The organism is Akkermansia massiliensis, assembly GCF_018847375.1.
In the GTDB taxonomy this organism is placed as follows: Bacteria; Verrucomicrobiota; Verrucomicrobiia; order Verrucomicrobiales; family Akkermansiaceae; genus Akkermansia; species Akkermansia massiliensis.
Genome location: NZ_CP072036.1, coordinates 124,617 through 146,099 on the forward strand (window position 1 = coordinate 124,617; position 21,483 = coordinate 146,099).

Consider the following 21,483-nt stretch of genomic DNA (forward strand, 5'->3'; position numbering starts at 1 on the left):
TTGAACAGGATGCATCCCATGCTGAACAGATGCGCCGGCAACCATCTCTGCAAACATTATTGCCAAGACAAAAAATGAACAGTACATGGCGCTTGAACAAGCGGAACGCATTTGCTATGCCATGAACTGCACACCAAACGATATATTAGAATTTATGCCGGAGGAGGCAACACAACATGACCGATAAAGAATTGAAGAAGCTGAAGGATGATCTCTGGCATTCCGCGGATATACTTCGTGCGGGCGCACACCTGGCTGCCAATAAATACGGACAGCCTATCCTTGGTTTGATTTTCCTGCGTTATGCTGACATCCTTTACAAGCAGTACAAGGAGGAAATTGAGGAAAAATATAATAAGCGGAAAGGCACTCGAATGGAAAAATCCATGAAAGAGATTTCCATCGAGGTTTGTGGTTTCTATCTGCCGCCGGAGGCATATTACGATGCTATCAACGACGCTCCCGATGATGCCAACAAAGCCACCCTTGTGAAAAAGGCGATGACCGCCATCGAGGAAAACAACGATAAAATGGACGGAGTTCTGCCCAAGGAAGTGTATGGACAGCTTGTGCCGGAGGAAGAGCCGGATCTGCTCTCCAAAATCGTCCGCGTCTTCAAGGACATCCCCGAAAATATCAGCATTGACCTTTTCGGAGAAATTTACGAATACTTCTTGGGCAATTTCGCCTTGCAGGAAGGTAAGGACGGCGGCACCTTCTATACCCCCGCCACGGTTGTTCGATATATGGTGGAGGTGTTGCAGCCGACTTCCGGTGATAAAATGTTCCTCGACCCCGCCTGCGGTTCTGGAGGTATGTTTGTCCAGGCAGCTCGGTATATGCACAACCACAATGCCAGCGACGCGGATATGAAATTCCGTTGCTACGGCGTGGAAAAAGAGCCGGACACCGTTAAGCTGGCAAAAATGAATCTGCTGCTGAACAATGTGCGTGGTGAAATCGCCGAGGCGAACTCCTTCTATGCCGACCCTTATGATGCCGTTGGCAGATTCGACTATGTCATGGCAAATCCGCCTTTCAATGTAGATGAGGTGGTGTATGAGCGTGTAAAGGATGATGCCCGTTTCAACACCTACGGCATTCCGAAGAACAAATCCAAAACAGCGAAAAAGGCAAGTGACAAAAAAGAAACTGTACCCAATGCCAACTATTTGTGGATTTCCTATTTTGCATCGGCATTGAAGGACAATGGCAAGGCTGCTCTCGTTATGGCAAACTCCGCCTCCGATGCCGGAAACAGCGAATACGATATCCGCAAGAAGATGATTGAGGAAGGCATCATCAGCCAAATGGTGACGCTGCCCTCCAATATGTTCTCTTCGGTGACGCTCCCGGCTACCTTGTGGTTCTTTGACAAGGCAAAGGCGCACACAGATAAAAAAGACGAAATCCTCTTTATCGATGCCAGAAATGTGTTCATGCAGATTGACCGAGCCCATCGTAAATTCAGCGAAGAGCAGATTAAGAACCTGGGCATCATTTCCCATTTGTACGAGGGTGATACACAGGCTTTCGCAGATTTGATTGCAGAATATAAAACTGCCCTTGCCGTTGCTCCGGAAACCTCCGAGGACAAGGAAGAAAAGACCAAGGCATACTGGCAGGCTCAAATCGATTGGCTTACCGAGCGTTTCCCCGAGGGCGTGTACCGCGATGTCATCGGTCTTTGTAAGGTTGCCAAGCTGAACGGCGAGGACGGCATCGTGGATCAGGACTATTCCCTCAACGCAGGTCGCTATGTGGGCGTGGTTATTGAGGATGATGGTTTGACCGCAGAGGAATTCAAGGCAGAAATGCTGTCCCTCAACGAGGCCTTAGGAGCACTCAATGCGGAGGCTCGTGAACTGGAAAATTCCATTTCCAATAATTTGAACGAGTTGTTGGGGGTATGAATATGGATTATGCAAAATTAGGTACATATTGCAAAGTCATTTCTGGGTATGCATTCAAAAGTTCTGATTGGCAAGATGAGGGAATTCCTGTTATCAAAATCGGAAACATAAGCAACGGATGTGATGTAATACTTGATGAACAAACACAATATGTCGATGATGTTTTTTTCGAAAAGCTCGACCCAAAATACCGAATCGAAAAAGGTGATATTTTAGTTTCCCTTACGGGTAGCCACATTAACCAACCGAATTCTATGGTCGGAAGAAGTTGTCGGAATTATACAGACAGGCTTTATCTTCTAAACCAACGCGCAGGAAAAGTTATCCCATTTGCCTCAGTTGACAAGGATTATTTATATTATCTCTTTTCTACGAAGGCTATAAAGTATGACATTGCCAACAGAGCATACGGTGGGGCAAATCAAGTTAATGTAAGTCCAACAGATATTAAAAGCATCAAGTGGACATTTCCGGAAATAGGCATTCAGAAAAAGATAGCCGCTGTGCTATCTAAATATGATGAATTGATTCATATCAACAACAAACGCATCAAGCTATTGGAGAAGATGGCTGAAAAGCTTTATGAAGAGTGGTTTGTCCATTTCCGTTTTCCTGGTCATGAGAATTATTCCTTGAAAGAGCAATTCCCTCGTGGATGGGTGGTTGCATCAAAGGCCACAGAAATGGTCTGCCCCGAAGGTTGGCATTATGGGAAATTTTCCGAAATCGGCACTTTTGTGCGTGGTAAGAATATCACGGCTGCTGAAATGGTTGAGGGAGATATTCCTGTGATTTCTGCTGGCTTAGAGCCTTCCGGTTATCACAATGCTAATAATGTTACAGGAAAATCTCTCACAATCAGTGCCTCCGGCGCAAATGCCGGATACTTAAAATACCATCTGTCTGATATTTGGGCAGCAGATTGCTCATACTGTCAGGACGATAAAAAACTGTGGTTTATTTATAACGCACTGAAGTTCTTGCAGCCGGTAATCAGCAATATGCAGGTGGGTGCAGCACAGCCCCATGTGTATCCGAAGAATATCAATCGTCTGTGTACTATTATCCCTGATGATGACACCATCCAAGCATACTGCGATAAAGTTGAGCCGATATACGAGCAAATCAAATTATTGAAAGACAAAAATGCTAACCTTACCAAACAGCGGGATATGCTCCTACCCCGCCTCATGAGTGGTAAGTTAGAAGTGTAAATACGGGAGGTGATAAAATGGCAAAATATATTACTGAAGATGATATTGAGATAGCCGTTTTAGACAGACTTTCCCACCCTGACTTTGGGTATGACATTGTCAAGTGCGATGCCGACCCAAGCAAGCGTGAGAACCTCGATGACGGCACGGGACGCTCCTCGAAAAAGGAGTGTGTTTTGCCGTGCATTTTGAAGGCCTCTCTTGTCAAGATTAATCCCCACATCCCCGAAAGCATCATTGACGATGTGGTGAAAACGCTGACCCGTGATTTCACAGGCACGGACATGGTGGCCACCAACTATGATTTATATAATAAAATCCGCAATCAAATTAAGGTCAAGGTGCGCCGCAACGGCAGGGATGACTTCGATTTCGTAAAACTGGTGGATTTTGACACACCCACCAATAACACCTTCACGGCAGTGTCGCAGATGTGGATACGGGGTAAACTATATTGGCGCAGGCCCGATGTGCTGATTTTCGTCAATGGTCTGCCCCTGGTGTTCATCGAGCTGAAAAACAGCGTGGTGAAGGTAGAAGAGGCCTATAACAAAAATTTGCAGGACTACATCAAGGATATTCCTAATTTGTTTGCTTTCAACCAGATCTGCGTCCTGTCCAATGGTCTTGAAACACGGCTCGGTGCCTTCAATGCCACCTATGATTATTTCTTTGAATGGCTGAAGGTGGACAGCGAAAAAGAAAAGCCCGACCGCGCCGGAATCCGCGACAGCGGTGTGTCCATCGTGTATTTTATTGACGGCCTCCTTAAAAAGGAGCGACTTGTCGATTATATTGAAAATTTCGTGCTGTTCGATAACCGCAAGTACAAGATTATCGCTAAAAACCACCAGTACCTGGGTGTCAATAACCTCGTCTGTGCTGTGGAACGGAAAGAGGAACTCAAGGGTAAGTTGGGTGTATTCTGGCATACCCAGGGCAGCGGCAAATCCTATTCTATGGTGATGTTTGCCCGTAAGGTGAAACGCAAAATCACAGGCAATTTCACATTCCTGGTGATTACCGACCGAGATGACCTGGATACGCAGATTCACAAGAATTTTGTGCGCACAGAGGTTATCGGCAACAACGATGAGTGCCAGCCGAAAAATGGTGAGCAGCTCCGTGATTTCCTGCAGAAGAACAAGGAATTTGTGTTCACGCTTATTCATAAATTCCGTTATGACAAAACCAAGAAGTACCCTGTGCTGTCCACACGCAACGATATTTTTGTGATGGTGGATGAGGCTCACCGCACACAGTACAAGGATTTGGCTGAAAATATGCGAGCCGCCCTGCCGAATGCAAACTTCATCGCATTCACAGGCACACCGCTGTTAGGCTCCAAGAGACTGACCAACCAGTGGTTTGGCGATTATGTTTCCGAGTATAACTTCGCCCAATCCGTAGAGGACGGCTCTACGGTGCCGTTGTTCTACAGCCGCCGTGTGCCGGAAGTAGGTCTGACCAATGATTTCCTTGACGATGATGTGGTAGATATTATCGAGGAGGAAAACCTCAATGATGATGAGGCGCGGCTCCTTGAAAATTCTGCATCCCGCATTTTGGAGGTTATCAAGCGTGATGATCGATTGGAGAAGATTGCCAGGGATATTGCCCATCATTTCCCACGGCGTGGTTTCCTTGGAAAAGGTATGGTGGTGTCTGTTGATAAATACACCGCTGTCACCATGTATAACAAGGTGCAGCATTATTGGGCAGAGGAAAAGAAAACCATCATTGCTGAGCGTAATGCCGCCAAAACCAAGGATGATCGTGCCAGGCTGACCGCTATCCTTGATTATATGAATCATGTGGAGATGGCAGTCATTATTTCCGAAGAGGCGGATGAAGTGAAGAAGTTTGCCTCCAAGGGCCTAGACATCACGACTCATCGGGCAAAAATGAATGCAATCACCGTTGACGGAAAGGATATCGAGGATAGATTCAAAGAGCCGAATGACAAATTGCAGCTCGTTTTCGTGTGTGCGATGTGGCTCACAGGCTTTGATGTCAAAAACCTTTCTACCCTTTATCTGGACAAGCCGATGAAATCCCACACGCTTATGCAGGCTATCGCAAGAGCCAATCGCGTGTATCCCAACAAGCCTTGCGGCATCATTGTGGACTATGTGAATGTGTTTAAGTACATGAAAAAGGCACTTTCCGATTATGCCGTTCCCGATGATGAAACTCTTATGCCAGCGAAAAATGTGGATGAACTGATTGATCTGCTCAACTCCTGCATTAATGAGGGAGATGCATTTTTGCAGACGCTTGGCGTGTCCCTGGACAGCATTCTTGGGGAAAGCAGTACATTCGATAAACTTGATGCCTTCCGCAGTGCATACGATACAGTGGTCGCAAATGACGAAAGCAAGGATAAATTTAAGGTTATCACAAATAAGATGATTAACCTATACGAAGCATCCAAGCCGGAAATCTTTGAGCGCCATTGGGATAATGAGAAATTCTCACCCCTTGCCTATATCCACGGCCTGCTGCATAACAAGATTGATGATGAGAAAATCCAACGTGCCAGAAATCGCATGGCTACCGTCCTTGACAGCAGCGTTACCTCTGCTACGGCGGAGGACAAGCAGAGGGAATATGCCATCCACGGCACGAAGGTGATTGACCTCTCCAAAATCAATGTGGATGAACTGCGGGCAGAAATCAAGAAAGCCGTTTATAAAGCAGTGGAAATTGATGACCTCAAGGCATTCATAGAAACGGCTTTGCAGAAGATGATCAGCCGGAACTGTACCCGTCAGAAGTTTTCACAGCGGTTTAAGGGCATTATTGACCGTTATAACGCAGGTGGCTCGGAAAATGAGGATTATTACGAGCAGCTTGTAAAACTGCTTGAGGAAATGCAGAAGGAGCAGGAGCGCCCCAAGGCGGAAGGCCTGTCCGAAGAGGAACTGGAAGTTTATGACCTGCTCGTCCGTGGTAAAAAACTGACACAGGAAGAGGAGCAAAAAGTCAAACTGGCTGCGAAAAATCTGTTCAAGAAACTGACAGAGGAGAAAACCGAATTGCTCGTTGTGGACTGGTACAAGGATGACCAACCAAGAATGAAGGTGAAATCCGCCATTGAGTATGCCTTGAATGAGGATTTGCCGGATAGCTATGACAAGGATTCCTTTGATGCCAAAACCAACCTTTTGCTCAATCACTTTATAGATATGGCAATCCAAGGCTATGGATGGATTGCTGCATAGTACAAACAGAAAAAGTCCACACTCAAGGTTTTATCCTTTGGCGTGGTCTTTACTTCTGTTGCCGCCCGAAAAAAATCGGTTAAAAATCAGTTTTTTGCGCTAATCCCTAACCGCAACTCCCTTTATCCGGTTTCTTTTTTACCGGATTCCGCGTCAGCTTATTCATCCACGGAACACAGAGCGTACTGCAGCCAGAAAGATGAAAAGCCGACAGTTGGCACAACAAGGCCGTACAGGCGTTATGCTGGAATTTTAAGCGTCTTCAGCTACATGCCTCCCGGCCCCGTTCCGTCTCCGGAACGGGGCCGTTTTTTTTCCGTTTTCCCCCTCCCCGGGCCGTTTCCATTCACGGCATCGGGCGGCGCATGTCCCGACGCAGCTCAACAAAAGCAAGCGTTGCCCGCTCTATTCCTTCATCAGATTTTTTTCGTATGAATATAACCATCAAACGAATTTATGACCCGAAGGAAACCGGAGACGGCTACCGCGTGCTGGTGGACCGTCTCTGGCCCCGCGGGATTTCCAAGGAAAAGGCTTCCTGGGATGAATGGCTGAAAAATGTGGCTCCGTCCACGGCGCTCCGCCAGTGGTTTGCGCATGATCCGGCCAAATGGGACGCCTTCCGCCGGAAGTATGACGAGGAACTGGACGGGAACAAGGAGGCCGTTTCCCATCTGCTCCAGCTCGCGCGGAAAGGGAAGCTTACATTGCTGTACTCCGCCAGAAATACGGAGCACAATGAAGCGGCGGCCCTGAGGGATTATCTTATGCAGCGGTCTTCTTCATAAGCAGGCGCGCATTTTTGAACAAGCGCCGTTTACAGGCCCAAATGCTGTCACAGGGACCTATGATATGGCCGGATTTCTTCTCTCGTTCATGAACAGGCGAAGAAAATGGAAAGGAGGTGAAACAACATGGCAAGTAGTTCCCACATGGGTGGAAATCACAAAGGCGGTTCTTCCAAGAAGCGCTCCGAAACCACCACGAACAAAACCGGGCAGCGCGTCAAGCGCGATGCTTCAACCGGGCAGTTTATGAGCGATAAAGGCTCAAGCTCCAAGGAAAAACATTAATTCCCCGTGAGCTCTCTGCTTAATTCAGGTTCCGGACTTGGTCCGGAACCTTTTTTTATCCCTGTCCGCTCCGGAAAAAGCGGAAGAGCGCACCCCGTCAGCGCAGGTCCAATTCTTCAAACGCACGAAGGCCGAGGACCCCGGGCTCCTTCCGGTCCCCGCGGACCACCACGGCAAAAGGTTCTTCCCTGCCTGGCGCGTAGTACGCCGCACGCAGGACCAGTTCATGCCCTTCCAAACGGGCGTAAACGCCCACGGGCGTGGAACAGCTCGCTCCCAGGCGCACCAGGAAGGCGCGTTCCGCCAGAGCGCAGGCGAAGGCTTCCGGATCGCTGACTCCTGCCAGCATTTCCATCGTCTCCCGGTCGGAAGAGCGGCATTCCATGCCCACGATGCCCTGCCCCACGGCGGGAATGAAGGCTTCCACCGGCAGGGGGCGCATGTAGAGCTTCCTCCCCTCCACGAGGGTTTCCGGCGCATACAGCCCCAGGCGTTCCAGTCCGGCCCTGGCCAGAATTACGGCGTCCCAGCCGGGATGCTCCGCCAGCTTCGCCAGGCGCGTGGGCACGTTGCCCCGCAGGTCTTCAAACCGGAGGCCGGAACCCCAGTACGTGCGCGCCATCAGGCGGCGGCGCACGCTTCCGGTAGCCAGCGTGCCGGAGCCGTTCCAGTCCGGCTCCCTCGTAATGAGCACGTCTTCTACGGCGGCGCGGGGCAGCACGGCGGCCAGCGTGAAACCGGGGGCCAGCTCGCTGGGCACGTCCTTGAGGCTGTGCACCGCCACGTCAATGCGGCCTTCCAGGAGGGCGGTTTCCAGTTCCTTGATGAAGATTCCCTTGTCCACGATGCCGGAAACGCGGGCCACGTCCGCCAGCGGCACGTCCGTGCGGCGGTCCCCGGTGGTATGGATGATTTCCCGGCGCACGTCCAGTTCCGGATAACGGAGGGAGAGGGCGGCCCGGACCATGTCCGCCTGGGCCAGCGCCAGGGCGCTCCCGCGGGTGCCGATGATAAGGGTGTTTTTACTGGTCATAAAGCGCGGAGTCCGGAAAGTATTTGGAGATGTTGTCCTGGATGATGGCCTCGCACCGGGAGACTTCCTGCTCCCGGCTGCGCTTGGCTTCATCCGCCAGCTGGGTGAGGGTGTCGATATCGTAGAGGTACACCTCGTCAATATCCGCCACGTCCGGAGAGATGTTGCGCGGCACGGAGATGTCAATCAGGAAGAGGGAGCGGTACTTGCGGGGCGCGCGCAGCGGCAGCAGCGTCTCCCGGGTGATGATGCAGTGGGGGGCGGCGGTGGCGGCCACCACCACGTCAATGTCCCTGAGGTAGTCCCCCCACACGTCGTACCGGATGGCCTGGCCGCCGATCATGCCCGCCAGTTCCACCGCCCGGTCAAAGGAACGGTTGGCTACATAGATGCCCTCCGCCCCGCGGGCGTGCAGGGCGCGGCCCGTGACGCGGCTCATCTCCCCGGCTCCCAGGATGAGGACGCGGGTGCCGGAAAGGTCGCCGAAGATTTGTTCCGCCAGCTCCACGGCCACGGACCCCACGGAGGTGGCTCCGGCGTGAATCTGGCTGTCCGTCCGCACCCTCTTGCCGATGGTGAAGGCTTTCTGGAAGGTCTTGTTGGCGCAGGCCGCGGTCACTCCGGCGTCCAGCGCCATCTGGTAGGCCGTCTTCACCTGCCCGAAGATTTCCGTTTCCCCCAGCACCATGGAGTCCAGCCCGCTCAGGACGCGGCACAGGTGCTCCAGGGCATCCGCCCCCAGATGGCTGTAAAAGTGGGAGGCCATGTCCACGTTCCCGCGGCCCGCTCCCAGGAAGTGGGACAGGATGTGTTCCTGCGCGCTTTCCGGCCTGTCAGACCAGTAGTAGATTTCCATGCGGTTGCAGGTGGAAAGCACCACGCACTGGTCCACGTCCGGCAGGGAGCGGATGCGCCGCCCCTCCTCCTGGAGCCTGTGGGACGGCACGGCAAAGCGCTCCCGTATTTCCACGGGAGCGGTCCGGTGATTCAAGCCTAAACAAACCATTCTCATCAGCTTACCAGGAAAATGCTCATGGATGCAATAAAGAGGGCCACACAGCAGTAGGCCAGGGCGCGCCCCGGCATGCCGCGGCGGTAGATGAACCACAGCAGAATGCTATAGCCCAGCGTCAGCAGAATGACGATGGAGGTTTTGGCCCCGTTGATGGGGAGATGCCTCTGCCAGCCGAGCCATTCCCCGGCCAGAAGCAGGAGGAACGCCACCAGAACCAGGCGCTTCATGCTGGCTTCCAGCGTGCGGATAGGGGGCAGAAGACGGCAGGTGCCGGGTATCTGCCGCCTTTTGAGGCATTCGTTCTGCATGCAGAACGCCACGCCCGCAGCGGCGGCCAGGCCTCCGGCTCCGTAGGACATCATGGCTACGCCCACGTGCGCCGTCACCCAGAAGTCATGCGTGCCCTGCACATCCGCGCCGTACAGGCCGATCAGCAGGGAAAGCGCCGTCAGCACGGCAATGGCCGGAGCGGTGAAGATGCCCAGCACGGACATGCGGTAGGCGCGCCCCAGAAGAAGATAAAAGAGGTTGATGGTCCAGGAGAGGAAGAAGAGCACCTCCGACGCGCCGCGGATGGGGCACATCCCCGTCTGGTACGCCTTGACGCAAAGCGCCCCCGTCTGGAGCGCAAAGAGGCACGCCATCCAGAGGTGGGCGTATAAAAACCGGCGGCCGGAGGCCAGCAGGCGCCAGCCAAGCCCCGTAAAAGCCAGGGACAGGACGAGAGATGCAATGGCCCACCAGTTGTCGTTCATAAGTCCTGTACGGAAAGCAGCTCAGGAACGCAGGTCCCGTTCAATGACGGCATACGCCTGGTGGTTGTGGATGGATTCAAAGTTTTCCGCCTCCACCCGGTACCAGCTGAAAGCGGAGTGGCTCTGCGTTTTCAGCGCCACGTTGCGCACCAAGTCTTCCACAAAGACGGGGTTTTCATAAGCCTTTTCCGTCACCCATTTTTCATCAGGCCTTTTCAGCACGCTGTACAGGGAACAGCTGGCGCAGGATTCCACCAGGTCAATCAGGTCTTCAATCCAGACGGGCCGGGAGGCGAAGCGCACGGAGTAGGTGACCAGCCCGCGCTGGTTGTGGGCCCCATAGGCGCTCATGGCCTTGGAACAGGGGCAGAGCGTCGTCACCGGGACGACCACCGTCAGCTTGAAGTCCGCCAGCTTGTTGTCCGCTTCCGCCTCCATCTCAAACCGGACCACGTAGTCCATGAGCCCTTCAATTCCGGTTACGGGGGCGTTTTTGGCGCGGAAGAACGGAAACTCCATTTCCACATGGGAGCGGCGCGCGGACAGGCGGCGGAGCAGTTCCCGGGGAATGGCCAGGGCCGTATGCACGTCCAGCAGGGGGCCGTGCTGGTGCAGGGCCTCCACAAAGCGGCTCATGTGCGTGCCCTTGAATTCCTCCGGCAGGTCCACCGCCAGGGAAACCGTCGCCACGGTGGACTGGATGCGGTTGAGCTTGTCCTGGATCTGGATGGGAAAGCGCAGCCCCTTGACGCCCACCCGGTCAATGGAGATATTGCGCGTATCCGTCTCGGACTGGGTATCTTTCAGTTCCTGCATGCGGAAGGAGGATGTTGGCTGGAAATAAAGCGGGAGTCTGCCCTGTTACCGGACAAACTCCCGCCTGCAAAGACAATTTCTACCGAAAGAGATTTCCTTGGGGCTTGTTACGGCAGAAGGTTGATGGAACGGGCCCGCTTGATTTCACGGGTCACCTTGCGGTGCATCTTGGCGGACAGCCCGGTCACGCGGCGGGGAAGAATCTTGCCGGTTTCAGAGGTGAACTTGGACAGGAAATCGGGGTTGAGCAGATCGACCTGATCCATCGGGATGTCGAGACGGCGGCGCGGCATCTGGCGATTGCACGTGCGGAAACGAATACGACGTTCTACAGTCTTGGGTTCAGTGGACATAGTAATAAAGATAATCGATGAGCTGGACCGCGGTTAACGCATTTCACGATGAAGCGTGCGGCGCTTCAGGAAAGGATTGTACTTAACCTTTTCCAGGCGGCCGGGGGTACGCAGGCTCTTCTTGTTGCGCGTGGTGACGTAGCGGGACGTAGGCTTTCCTTCGGCTTTAGCCTCGGTGCATTCGAGGATGATGATGTCTCTTGGCATGATGAAAATGTGTTACGGGGGAGGATTTATACACTATTCTTCGTCATCGTCAAGAGAAACAGATAAATCTACATCATTTTGTCCTCCCGCAAAGCCCAGGGCCACTCTGGGGCGGAACCGGGCGTTCTGCCCTTTTTCCTTTTCCCACTGGGCCTGGCATTCCACCGTGAGCCGCGCGAAAGGAATGGCCTCCAGCCGCAAGATGGGAATGACCTTGTATGACATTTCACAGATGCCGTACGTTCCGTTGTCAATGCGGGCGAGCGCCTGTTCAATCTCATACAGGCCGTCCTGTTCCTTGGAAAGCAGGCTGAGCGCAAAGTCGCGGTCATAGGCGTCGCTCCCGGCATCCGCCTGGTGTTCCCCGGAGCCGGAGGCTTCACTGCCTTCCGGATGGTTCCGGAGGGTGTCGCGGGCCACGCCGCTCATGTTGTCCAGGGCCCTGTCGCGCAGGTCCATCAGGTGCTGGCGCTGCATCTGCACAAAGGGTTCCCATTCCGGATTGGCGGCCAGTTCAGCCTTGGCGGCGGCGATGGCTTCCGTCTGCTCATCCGTCAATTCATTCTTTGCGGCAGCGGGAGCCGGGGCGGCGGGGGAGGAAGCGGTTTTTCTGGCCGGGGCCTTCCGGGCCGTTTTCGGTTCCGTCTTCTTTTCCACAGCAGCCGCGGGGGCAGCGGCCTTTTTGGCGGGCTTGGCGGCTTTTTCCGGTTCAGCGGCCTTTTTCCTGCAGCACTTTTTCCTGGCGGGCGCCTCCTGCTCTACAGCGGTCTTGCAGGCGGACTTCCCGCAGGTCTTTTTCTTGGGGGCCGGAGCTTCCTTGGCGACGGTCTTGCTATCGGTTTTCTTGGGAGTAGGCATAGGAGGTGTCTCTATGGGCTGAGGTTGACGATGTTTCACGAACAGCGGGCGAAACCGCCCAACTGACTAGACTATGAGACACTACAAGCGCTCAAATGTTCATTCAAGAAAATTCAGCTATGAAACAAGTCATTTTTCCCGCTGCCCCGCCTGCCGTTTTTTTAACGGAAGCATACTTCTTTTAACCTTTTCAACGCCCGGCAAAATTCTATATTGGTACCATATGACAGCTTCAACCATTCCCTCCATCGGCATTGACTTCGGGGGCACCTCCATCAAGCTGGGGGTCGTCAAAGGCACGGAAGTGATCGCGCACGCGCCTTCCATCGCCACCCAGGAATACGGCAATCCCGACCAACTGATTGAAGCCATCGCCCAGTTCGTGAACATGCTGCGGCTGAACCATCCGGAAGTGCAGGCCATCGGCATGGGGATGCCCGGCTTCGTCAATTTTTACCAGGGCACCGTTTATACGCTCACCAACGTGCCCGGCTGGAACAACGTTCCGGTAAGGGACATGCTCCAGGCCGCCTGCGGACTGCCCGTGTACGTGGAGAACGACGCCAACTGCATGGCCTACGCGGAGTGGAAGCTGGGAGCCGGAAAGGGGAAAAGGCACCTGGTCTGCCTGACCCTGGGCACCGGCGTGGGCAGCGGACTCATCGTGAACGGGGAGCTCCTGCGCGGGGCCACCTGCTCCGCCGGGGAACTGGGCCAGACCAGCATCGACTACCGGGGGCGGCTGGGCCATTACGGCAACCGCGGTTCCCTGGAGGATTACGTGGGCAACCGGGAAATAGCGGCGGACGCCCGCACCCTGTACGCCAGCCACGGCGTTGACAAGGCCATTGTGGACTGCAACCCCATCGCCCTGGAACGGGCCGCGCTGGCGGGGGATGAAGTAGCCGCGCAGGTCTGGCGCGACCTGGCCGTAAAGCTCTCCTGCGCGCTGATGAACTGCTGCTACCTCCTGAACCCGGAGGCCATCATCATCGGCGGCGGCGTGGCCAAGGCCAAGACCCTGCTCTTCCAGCCCCTTCAGGAGATCATGAAGACCCAGCTTGCCGCTCCGCTGGTGGAGCATCTTGAAATCCTCCCCGCCCAGTTCGGCACGGAGGCGGGTATCCTGGGGTCCGCCCATCTGGCGCTCAACACCCATTTCGGCGAAACGTTCCGGGCCTGATCTCGTGTCCACCTCCCAAATACTGAGGCTCACCCGCAAGCTGGAGCTGACAGCGGAACAGGAGCAGGATTTTCTGGACGCCATGCAGGCAGGGGACCGTTCCAGAAGCGCGCTGGTCATCACCCCGAAAGCTCCGGAAGGCTACCTGCCGCCCCTGCCGGCGGAGGAAACGCCGCGGGACTGGGGCCACCCTTCCATCCTGGCGATCTCGGCTGGAGAGGCGGAGGCCAGACCCGGCTCCCTGCCGGACTACGAACGCGGCTATTACTATCCCCTGGACCTCTCTTCCGTCTGGGAGACGGCTCCGCTGGCGCATCTGCCGTTCCGGCCAGAACGCTGCCTGGACATGTGCGCGGCTCCCGGCGGGAAAAGCATTCTGGCCCAGACGCGGATCGCCCCGCGGGAGCACGTCTCCAACGAGGTGCACCCGAAGCGCCTGGGCATCCTGCGCCACAACCTGCTGCGCTGCGGCTTCACCGGCGTATATACCCAGCGTCTGCGCCCGGACCAGTGGGCGGAGCTGGCCCCGGGCTGCTTTGACCTCATTCTGGCGGACGCCCCGTGCAGCGGTCAATCCCTGCTGGCCAAGGGCATTCCCAACCCCGGCTGCTTCAACCCCTCCGTCACCGGGGGCAACGCCAAGCGGCAGCGGGGCATTCTGCTGGCGGCCCTCCAGTGCCTGACGCCCGGAGGCTATCTGCTGTACACCACATGCACTTACGCCCCGGAGGAGAACGAACGGAACGTCCTGTACCTGCTGAAACGCTGTCCGGACCTGCGAACCGCAGCCGTGCCGGAGCTGGAGCCTTTCCGTTCCGCCCTGACTCAGGAGGCCTGCTACCGGCTCATGCCTTTTCACGGCGCGGGCGCAGGCGGCTTTACCTGCCTGCTGCGCCGGGAGGGAGAGCATGCGCCCCTGCCTCCCCTGCCGGACGAATTGAAGGCCTGGCCCATCCATGCCATGAACCGACCAACACCATGAAGATAGGCGTTTTTTCCGACATGCACGACCGCACGGACCACCTGGAGCTTGCGATGCGCCAGATGCGCCTGCTGGACTGCGGACATTTCATGTTCCTGGGCGACTGCACCACCCCGGAGAGCTTCCAGCGCCTGATTGAACTGACGGGGGGCCTCCCTCTGGACGCCGTTCCGGGCAACAACGACTACGAGCTTGCCATCATGCGCCAACTGGCCGCCTGCTCCCCGGCGGCGCGCCTGCACCCGGAACACGTCCTGCTCACCAGGTACGGCATGAAGTTCTCCCTCTCCCACTATCCCAAATACGCCATGCAGGAAGCGCGCAGCGGCAGTGTGGACGCCGCCCTGTACGGCCACACCCACCAGGCCGTGCGGGAAATGTACCGCGGGTGCCTGCTGGCCAATCCGGGGGAACTCCAGGGCAGGACCGGCCGCATCGGCTTCGGCATTCTGGACACGGATTCCCGCATCATGAACCTGCATTCTCTGGATTTCAACGCATGATGAACATCCTGGACGTCTGCTGCGCCCTGATTGAACTGCCCTCCGCACAAGGAACCCTTCTCCTGGGGGCAAAAAAGAAAGCGGGGCAGTCCAACGGGCTTCTTTATGAATTCCCCGGCGGAAAGGTGGAACCCGGAGAGAACGCCCGGGACGCCATCATCCGGGAAATACGGGAGGAACTGGGATGCGCCGTCCATCCCGTCCGCATGCTCACCCCCGTCCGGCACCGGGAACGGGAGCGCATCATCCGCCTCATCCCCTTCCTGTGCCGTCTGGAGCCCTGCGCCCTGCCCCGGCCCCTGGAACACGAAAGCCTGGGCTTCTTCTCCGGCCGCATGCTGGAAAAACTGCCCTGGGCTCCCGCAGACCTCCCCGTTTTAAGGCAGTGGATGGAAGAAAACCGCTGACAAAACGGCAGCCCGTTCAGCTTCAACCACTCCGCGGAGGATTGCCTGCGCATGTCTGAAAAGATTCCAAAAACACCTTGGATCATTCCCCCTTCTGGGGTATATAAGGTGGTGGCTGCTGCACTCGTCATTACCTGGCAAAGTGGCCCGAACCGATATTACAACCTAATGGGGGCAGCCCCGACGCAGGGCTGACTACGTCCTATACCGGAAAAGTCAAAACAGCGGCGGAAGTCCCCGCTCTATTGAGGCACGGGAACGTGGCTCACAGCCAGAGACGGTGCAGCGGTGTCTTTCTCTTTCCCTTGCAGCCGGGAACCCCGCCGGGGCCTGTTTTCCCGATGGCCCCCTCTTGAATCCGCACCGGAATCAAAGCATTCCGGCACGGCTGCTTTTATTGCTTTTTCCCGCACCTCTGCGCCCCACGGCATTTCCTGGCAGAAAGCGCACGCGCGCTTAAAAGGAACGCATGCGCGCGTTCGCCACCATGGCCTTCAAATATTTCCGGGCCTTCCGCTCCCGCTCCTTCTCCTTCCGGGGCGGCCGGGAGGAGCGGCAGAAGGAATGAAGCAGCCTGAACATCAGGTCAAATAAATCGTTCTTGTACATATGGTTGATTGGTTGTTTCCGGATCGTGCGATCCTTCATCTTGTATCCAGCAAGAAGCGTGCCAATTTTTACCCATGGATGAAACACGATGGTTATCAATTCATTCCTGGGGCCATTCCGGAAACGGCCTTCCTCCATATTCTTACAAATCCGTAAAAAAGGGACAGCCCATTACGATAATGTAATATTGTTAGTTTATAAATAACAACTGTTAACGAACAAAATAAACCCTTAGACATTTCCGGAAATCATGGTAGGATCACGCCCTGTTGCGAAAAAGTTTTTAACATCTGTGCAACTTTTTCATTATTGCGAAGTATATTATAGTCGTGAAGGGATTCATCAAACTCATCATCGTCATTGCCGTTCTCGGAGGCATCTGGTTCGCCTGGGAACAGTGGAAGGGGAACGAAGCGATCCAGGTGGACTACCAGACAGAGCCTCTTGAGAAGGGGGACCTGATGATCACCATTGACGCGACCGGCGTCACGGAACCTGATGAACTGGTGGACGTGGGCGCCCAGGTCAGCGGCATCATCATGGAGTTCGGCAAGGATCTGGACGGCAAGGTGGTGGATTATTCCAGCCCGGTGAAGGCGGGCCAGATGCTCGCGGAAATTGACAAGCTGCCCGTGCAGCTGGACGTTCAGCGTGCGGAAGCTTCCAAGGCGCAGGCCATCGCCGGAATCGCCCGCGCCAAGGCGGACATCCAGCAGGCCAAGGCCAAGCACCAGCAAGCCAGGCTGGACCGCGAACGCGCGGAAAAGCTGGGGCCAGGGGATGCCCTTTCCAAGTCCAGCTACGACCAGTACATTGCGGATGAAGAGACCGCACGCGCCAACGTGGCCGTGGCGGAAGCCTCCCTGCAGGAAGCGGAAGCCTCCCTGAAACAGGCGGAAGCCGCGCTTAAGAAGGAAATGCGCAACCTGGAATACACCACCATCCAGTCCCCGGTGGACGGCGTGGTGGTCAAGCGCCTGGTCAACATAGGCCAGACGGTGGTTTCCAGCATGAGCGCCTCCAGCCTGTTTTACATTGCCACGGACCTTTCCAAGCTGAAAATCTGGGCCGCCGTGAATGAGGCGGACATCGGCAGCATCCGCAAGGGGCAGGAAGTCCTGTTCACCGTGGACGCCTTCTCCGGCCGCAAATTCAAGGGAACAGTGGACAAGATACGTCTGGACGCCACCATGACCTCCAACGTGGTCACCTACATCGTGGACATTGACGTGCCCAACCCGGACAAGCTCCTCATCCCCTACCTGACGGCAAACGTTCAATTCGTGGTGGAGGACATCCGGGACGCCTTCCTCGTCTCCAACGCCGCGCTCCGCTTCCGTCCGGAAACGGAATTGGTCAGCGCCGAGCAGAAGGCGGCCTTTGAACGGATGCAGCCGGAACTGGCCGCTCCCGCCCAAAACGGCCAGAAGAAAAAAGCCGTGGTCTGGGAACTGCGGGACAATCTTCTTTACCCCCACCTGGTCACCAGGGGGGAAAGCAACGGCATGCTGACGGCCATCACGGGAGAAACGCTCCGGGAAGGCATGGAAATCGTCTCCACGGCGCAGATACTGAACCGCTCCGGCAACTCGGAGGACGGAGCTTCCGCCTCCGCCGGCGGGGAAAATCCGTTCGCGCCCAAGATGCCGCCGCGCCGCAAGCCGAGCACGGGCAACACGAAGGCTCCCTCCGCCTCCGGCAACGGCGGCCCGCCCCCGCCTCCCTGATCCGGGGAAACGCCTCCATCCACCCGCTCAACCATTCCTTTTTACCGCTTCAAGCACTACAACAACGTGATCCGCTTACGTGACATAACCAAGGTGTACCACCTGGGGGAAATAGACCTTCAAGTGCTCAAGGGCATCACCCTGGACATCAAGGAGGGGGAATTCGTCTCCCTCACGGGGGCTTCCGGTTCCGGAAAGTCCACCTTGATGAACATCCTGGGCTGCCTGGACCGCCCCACCTCCGGCCATTACTACATCGCCGGGGAAGACGTAGCCAAATTCAACGCCGCAGAGCGCGCCACGCTCCGGAACAAGCGCATCGGCTTCGTCTTCCAGAACTTCAACCTGCTCTCCCGCACCACCGCCCTGGAAAACGTGATGATGCCCGCCGTGTACGCCCACCCCACCCTCAGCATGAAAGCCATGCGCGAACGTTCGGTGGAGCTGCTGAACCTGGTGGGCCTTTCCGACCGCATGGACCACACCCCGGCCCAGCTCTCCGGCGGCCAGCAGCAGCGCGTAGCCATCGCCCGCTCCCTCATCAACAACCCCAGCATCCTGCTGGCGGACGAACCCACGGGGAACCTGGACTCCACCACCTCCAAGGAAGTGCTGCACATGTTCAAGGACCTGAACCGCCGCCAGGGAATCACGGTCATCCTGGTGACGCACGACCCCAAAATAGCCGCCTTCACGGACCGGGCCATCAACATGGCGGACGGCCTCATCTGCGAAGGGATTTCCGACACGCTAAGCAAGGACGACGTATGAAATTCCTTCCTCTCCTTAAAACCTGCATCAAGGCCCTGGTGCGCAACCCCATGCGCGCGGCGCTCACCATCCTGGGCATCATCATCGGCATTGCAGCGGTGATCGCCATGGTGGAAATCGGCCAGGGGTCCACGCTCCAGATTAAAAACACCATCGCCTCCATGGGGGCGGATACGCTGAACATCCGCCCCGGCGCCATCTCCAAGAGCGGCGTCAATACCGGCGCAGGCGGCCGGGCCTCCCTGACCAACGCGGACTGCGAGGCCATCGCGAAGGACTGCCCCATGGTCCTGCGTGCCACGCCCGTAGTGCGCGCCAGCGGCCAAGTCATTTACGGCAACAAGAACTGGAGCCCGGAAACCGTGGAAGGCGGATCCGTGGAATACCTGAAAATCAAGAGCTGGTATGACATGGACCGCGGCCAGCCCTTCTCCGAGGAAGACGTGGAGCAGGCCAGGCGCGTGTGCGTCATCGGCCAGACGGTAGCCAGGGAGCTCTTCGGGGATGAAGACCCGCTGGGCAAGGACATCCGCATCAAGAACGTCATGTTCAAGGTCATCGGCATCCTCCAGAAAAAGGGCGCCAACATGATGGGCCGCGACCAGGACGACTCCATCATCCTGCCCTGGACGAGCATCCGCTACCGCCTCCAGGGCCTGGGCGGCGGTTCCGCCTCCACTTCCTCCGGCAAATCCACCACCACCTTCAACCGGGCGGACAAATACACCGCCAATTCCGTGGATTACTACACGGAAACCACGGACCAGCCCTACACGGACGCCCCCCACCCGCGGCGCTTCAACAACATTGACTCCATCATGGCGCAGATTGCGGACCCGGAGCGCTCCTCCGAGGCGATCGACCAGATCACGGAAGTCATCCGCGCCAAGCACAACCTCAAGGACGGCCAGCTGGACGACTTCCGGGTATGGGACATGGCTGAAATGTCCCGCGCCATGAGCAGCACCACGGAGGTAATGACCAACCTGCTGATGATCGTGGCCATGATCTCCCTGGTCGTAGGCGGCGTGGGCATCATGAACATCATGCTCGTCTCCGTCACGGAGCGCACCAAGGAAATCGGCCTGCGCATGGCGGTGGGCGCCCGTCCGCAGGACATCATGCGCCAGTTCCTGCTGGAAGCGGTTCTGCTCTGCGTGGTGGGCGGCGCGCTGGGCATCGCGCTCGGCAAGGCCATCTCCATCATCGTCAGCCGCACCATGAACTGGGCCACCGCCTCCTCCCCGGAAGCCATGGCCCTGGCGGTGGGCGTCTCCGTGTTCATCGGCCTGGCCTTCGGATGGTACCCGTCCTGGAAGGCGTCCAAGATGGACCCCATCGACGCCCTGCGACACGAATAACACCTTACTTCTTCCTTTCCCATGTCATCCATGTTCAAACATCTCCCTCTCCTGGCCGCATGCTGCCTGAGCTCCTGTATGGTAGGCCCGGACTTCCGGCCGCCGGCCAACGACCTCCCCGCCGCCTGGGCGGAGAGCAGGCCCCCCCGCAGCTCTGACAAGGACCTGCGCTCCTGGTGGAACATCTTCGGGGACCCCCAGCTCAACCGCCTGGTCTCCGCCTCCCTCAACAACAATCCGGATATGAAGGTAGCCCTGCTCCGCATCCGGGAAGCCAGGGAAAGGCTCCGCGTCTCCCAGGCCTCCCTGCTGCCCTCCGCGGATGCCAGCGCCGGCTGGAGCCTGTCCCCGGACCGGGGCTTCCGCAGCTCCACCTCCCAGGACTTCACCCTGGGGGCGTCCACCTCCTGGGAGCTGGACCTCTTCGGCGGCAACCGGCGTTCCATTGAGGCCTACCGCGCCTCCCTCATGTCTACGGAAGCCTCCGCGGGCGCCGTGCGCACGGCCCTGCTGGCGGACGTCGCCACGGCCTACTTTGACTGGATCACCGCCTGCGAACAGCTCCGCATCGCCCGGGAACAGCTGGAAATCCAACGCAACACCCTCACCATTGCGGAAAAACGCTACAAATCGGAATTCGCCCCCCGCCTGGACGTGGAACAGGCCACCTCCACCGTCGCCTCCACGGAAAGCCGCATCCCGGCGCTGGAAGCACAGGTGGCCTCCGCCAAAAACCAGCTCTCTGTGCTGCTGGGCACGTACAACTCCCGCGTGGAGCTGACGCTCCCCAAAGCCTCCGTCTTTGAAAAAACGCCCGTCGTGCCGGTCGGCCTCCCCTCCGAACTCCTGCGGCGCAGGCCCGACGTCATCGCCGCTGAAGCGGACCTGCACGTGGCCGTAGCCAACGTAGGCGTAGCCGTGGCGGACCTGTACCCCCGCTTCAGCCTGACGGGATCCCTCTCCAGCCGCGGCGGAGACTTCGGCCAGCTCTTCCGGGAAAACAACAACGCGTGGTCCCTGGGCGGCAACCTGCTCCAGCCCCTGTTCCAGGGCGGAGCCCTGAGAGCCACGGTGCGCGCCCAGAAAGCCGCGGCGGAACAAGCCGCGGAAACCTACCGCAAGACGCTCATCACCGCCGTCTCCGAGGTGGAGGACGCCCTGATCGCCTACGGCAACTACACCTCCCAGATGCAATACCTGCACAAGGAAAACAACGCCAACAGAGAAGCCTTCCTTCTCTCCCGCACCCTGTACATCAACGGCCAGACGGACTTCCTGAACGTCATCACCGCGCAGCGCTCCTGGCTCAGCTCCGAGGAATCCTTGGTCACCATGAAGCAGAACATCCGCAAAGCCGTCGTGCAGCTCGCTCGCGCCCTGGGCGGCGGATGGTAAAACCTGCTCCATTAAGTAGGCAAGAATTTCCATTTCTGAAAAACGGGACTCTGATTGTTGAATAAATTGAGAATTGCCGATCTT

At 56.8% G+C, this 21,483-nt stretch carries 22 protein-coding genes; 14 read left to right on the forward strand and 8 right to left on the reverse strand.

Going from position 1 to position 21,483, the window contains the following annotated elements:
- Positions 1 to 85 precede the first annotated feature (85 nt).
- The 6 genes from J5W70_RS12925 to J5W70_RS00565 all read left to right on the forward strand — a co-directional run bounded on the left by J5W70_RS12925 (position 86) and on the right by J5W70_RS00565 (position 7,424).
- The gene (locus J5W70_RS12925) at positions 86 to 187 is read left to right on the forward strand and encodes a helix-turn-helix domain-containing protein (RefSeq protein WP_343123156.1); all 102 of its coding nucleotides are present in this window, start codon (positions 86 to 88) and stop codon (positions 185 to 187) included.
- Positions 177 to 1,913, forward strand: coding sequence for a type I restriction-modification system subunit M (locus J5W70_RS00545; protein ID WP_022396990.1), 1,737 nt, complete (start codon positions 177 to 179; stop codon positions 1,911 to 1,913). Before J5W70_RS12925 ends, J5W70_RS00545 begins: the two co-directional genes overlap by 11 nt.
- Positions 1,910 to 3,127, forward strand: a complete 1,218-nt coding sequence (locus J5W70_RS00550; protein WP_022396989.1) for a restriction endonuclease subunit S — start codon at positions 1,910 to 1,912, stop codon at positions 3,125 to 3,127. The genes J5W70_RS00545 and J5W70_RS00550 overlap by 4 nt, the downstream gene beginning before the upstream one ends.
- A 17-nt stretch (positions 3,128 to 3,144) precedes the next feature.
- Positions 3,145 to 6,351: a type I restriction endonuclease subunit R gene (locus tag J5W70_RS00555; protein WP_022396988.1), complete on the forward strand. Its 3,207-nt coding sequence runs from the start codon at positions 3,145 to 3,147 to the stop codon at positions 6,349 to 6,351.
- A gap of 431 nt (positions 6,352 to 6,782) precedes the next feature.
- Positions 6,783 to 7,139 (forward strand): DUF488 domain-containing protein, encoded by a 357-nt coding sequence (locus tag J5W70_RS00560; RefSeq protein WP_022396987.1) that lies wholly within the window; start codon positions 6,783 to 6,785, stop codon positions 7,137 to 7,139.
- Positions 7,140 to 7,265: 126 nt separating this feature from the next.
- Complete coding sequence (locus J5W70_RS00565; RefSeq protein ID WP_180971526.1) at positions 7,266 to 7,424, forward strand: hypothetical protein; 159 nt, start codon at positions 7,266 to 7,268, stop codon at positions 7,422 to 7,424.
- Between the two features lie 97 nt (positions 7,425 to 7,521).
- On the opposite strand, the gene hemC is transcribed toward J5W70_RS00565, so the two are convergent.
- From hemC to J5W70_RS12880, 7 genes are all read right to left on the reverse strand, one after another.
- Positions 7,522 to 8,457: a hydroxymethylbilane synthase gene (gene hemC / locus J5W70_RS00570; RefSeq protein ID WP_180973721.1), complete on the reverse strand. Its 936-nt coding sequence runs from the start codon at positions 8,455 to 8,457 to the stop codon at positions 7,522 to 7,524.
- Positions 8,447 to 9,448 carry a glutamyl-tRNA reductase gene (gene hemA / locus J5W70_RS00575; protein WP_240454337.1) on the reverse strand — a complete coding sequence of 334 codons (1,002 nt, stop codon included), beginning with the start codon at positions 9,446 to 9,448 and terminating at the stop codon, positions 8,447 to 8,449. The genes hemC and hemA overlap by 11 nt, the downstream gene beginning before the upstream one ends.
- A gap of 20 nt (positions 9,449 to 9,468) precedes the next feature.
- Positions 9,469 to 10,227 (reverse strand): cytochrome c biogenesis protein CcsA, encoded by a 759-nt coding sequence (ccsA, locus tag J5W70_RS00580; RefSeq protein WP_022396982.1) that lies wholly within the window; start codon positions 10,225 to 10,227, stop codon positions 9,469 to 9,471.
- Between the two features lie 21 nt (positions 10,228 to 10,248).
- Positions 10,249 to 11,043 carry a GTP cyclohydrolase FolE2 gene (gene folE2, locus J5W70_RS00585; protein WP_102721342.1) on the reverse strand — a complete coding sequence of 265 codons (795 nt, stop codon included), beginning with the start codon at positions 11,041 to 11,043 and terminating at the stop codon, positions 10,249 to 10,251.
- 107 nt (positions 11,044 to 11,150) lie between these two features.
- On the reverse strand, positions 11,151 to 11,396 hold the full coding sequence (rpsR, locus tag J5W70_RS00590) for a 30S ribosomal protein S18 (RefSeq protein WP_022396980.1): 246 nt from the start codon (positions 11,394 to 11,396) through the stop codon (positions 11,151 to 11,153).
- 33 nt (positions 11,397 to 11,429) lie between these two features.
- Positions 11,430 to 11,603, reverse strand: a complete 174-nt coding sequence (gene rpmG, locus J5W70_RS00595; protein ID WP_022396979.1) for a 50S ribosomal protein L33 — start codon at positions 11,601 to 11,603, stop codon at positions 11,430 to 11,432.
- Between the two features lie 33 nt (positions 11,604 to 11,636).
- The gene (locus J5W70_RS12880) at positions 11,637 to 12,461 is read right to left on the reverse strand and encodes a TraR/DksA family transcriptional regulator (protein ID WP_022396978.1); all 825 of its coding nucleotides are present in this window, start codon (positions 12,459 to 12,461) and stop codon (positions 11,637 to 11,639) included.
- A 223-nt stretch (positions 12,462 to 12,684) separates the two neighbouring features.
- Between J5W70_RS12880 and J5W70_RS00605 the strand changes: the two genes are divergently transcribed.
- Genes J5W70_RS00605 through J5W70_RS00620 form a run of 4 tightly spaced genes read left to right on the forward strand, consistent with a single transcriptional unit; the run spans position 12,685 to position 15,536 of the window.
- Entirely contained in the window at positions 12,685 to 13,644 is a 960-nt protein-coding gene (locus J5W70_RS00605; protein WP_022396977.1) for an ROK family protein, read from the forward strand.
- A gap of 4 nt (positions 13,645 to 13,648) precedes the next feature.
- Positions 13,649 to 14,626, forward strand: coding sequence for an RsmB/NOP family class I SAM-dependent RNA methyltransferase (locus J5W70_RS00610; RefSeq protein WP_022396976.1), 978 nt, complete (start codon positions 13,649 to 13,651; stop codon positions 14,624 to 14,626).
- Entirely contained in the window at positions 14,623 to 15,129 is a 507-nt protein-coding gene (locus J5W70_RS00615) for a metallophosphoesterase family protein (RefSeq protein WP_022396975.1), read from the forward strand. The genes J5W70_RS00610 and J5W70_RS00615 overlap by 4 nt, the downstream gene beginning before the upstream one ends.
- On the forward strand, positions 15,126 to 15,536 hold the full coding sequence (locus J5W70_RS00620; RefSeq protein WP_022396974.1) for an NUDIX domain-containing protein: 411 nt from the start codon (positions 15,126 to 15,128) through the stop codon (positions 15,534 to 15,536). Before J5W70_RS00615 ends, J5W70_RS00620 begins: the two co-directional genes overlap by 4 nt.
- 456 nt (positions 15,537 to 15,992) lie before the next feature.
- Here the strand turns inward: J5W70_RS00620 and J5W70_RS00625 are convergent, their stop codons facing one another.
- Positions 15,993 to 16,184, reverse strand: a complete 192-nt coding sequence (locus J5W70_RS00625; RefSeq protein ID WP_146020087.1) for a hypothetical protein — start codon at positions 16,182 to 16,184, stop codon at positions 15,993 to 15,995.
- A 290-nt stretch (positions 16,185 to 16,474) separates the two neighbouring features.
- Here J5W70_RS00625 and J5W70_RS00630 point away from each other — a divergent pair, with 290 nt between their 5' ends.
- The 4 genes from J5W70_RS00630 to J5W70_RS00645 all read left to right on the forward strand — a co-directional run bounded on the left by J5W70_RS00630 (position 16,475) and on the right by J5W70_RS00645 (position 21,399).
- Entirely contained in the window at positions 16,475 to 17,872 is a 1,398-nt protein-coding gene (locus tag J5W70_RS00630; RefSeq protein WP_022396972.1) for an efflux RND transporter periplasmic adaptor subunit, read from the forward strand.
- A 66-nt stretch (positions 17,873 to 17,938) separates the two neighbouring features.
- Positions 17,939 to 18,643 carry an ABC transporter ATP-binding protein gene (locus J5W70_RS00635; RefSeq protein WP_022396971.1) on the forward strand — a complete coding sequence of 235 codons (705 nt, stop codon included), beginning with the start codon at positions 17,939 to 17,941 and terminating at the stop codon, positions 18,641 to 18,643.
- Positions 18,640 to 20,004, forward strand: a complete 1,365-nt coding sequence (locus J5W70_RS00640) for an ABC transporter permease (protein ID WP_022396970.1) — start codon at positions 18,640 to 18,642, stop codon at positions 20,002 to 20,004. The genes J5W70_RS00635 and J5W70_RS00640 overlap by 4 nt, the downstream gene beginning before the upstream one ends.
- A 30-nt stretch (positions 20,005 to 20,034) precedes the next feature.
- Positions 20,035 to 21,399, forward strand: a complete 1,365-nt coding sequence (locus J5W70_RS00645; RefSeq protein ID WP_022396969.1) for an efflux transporter outer membrane subunit — start codon at positions 20,035 to 20,037, stop codon at positions 21,397 to 21,399.
- Positions 21,400 to 21,483 lie beyond the last annotated feature (84 nt).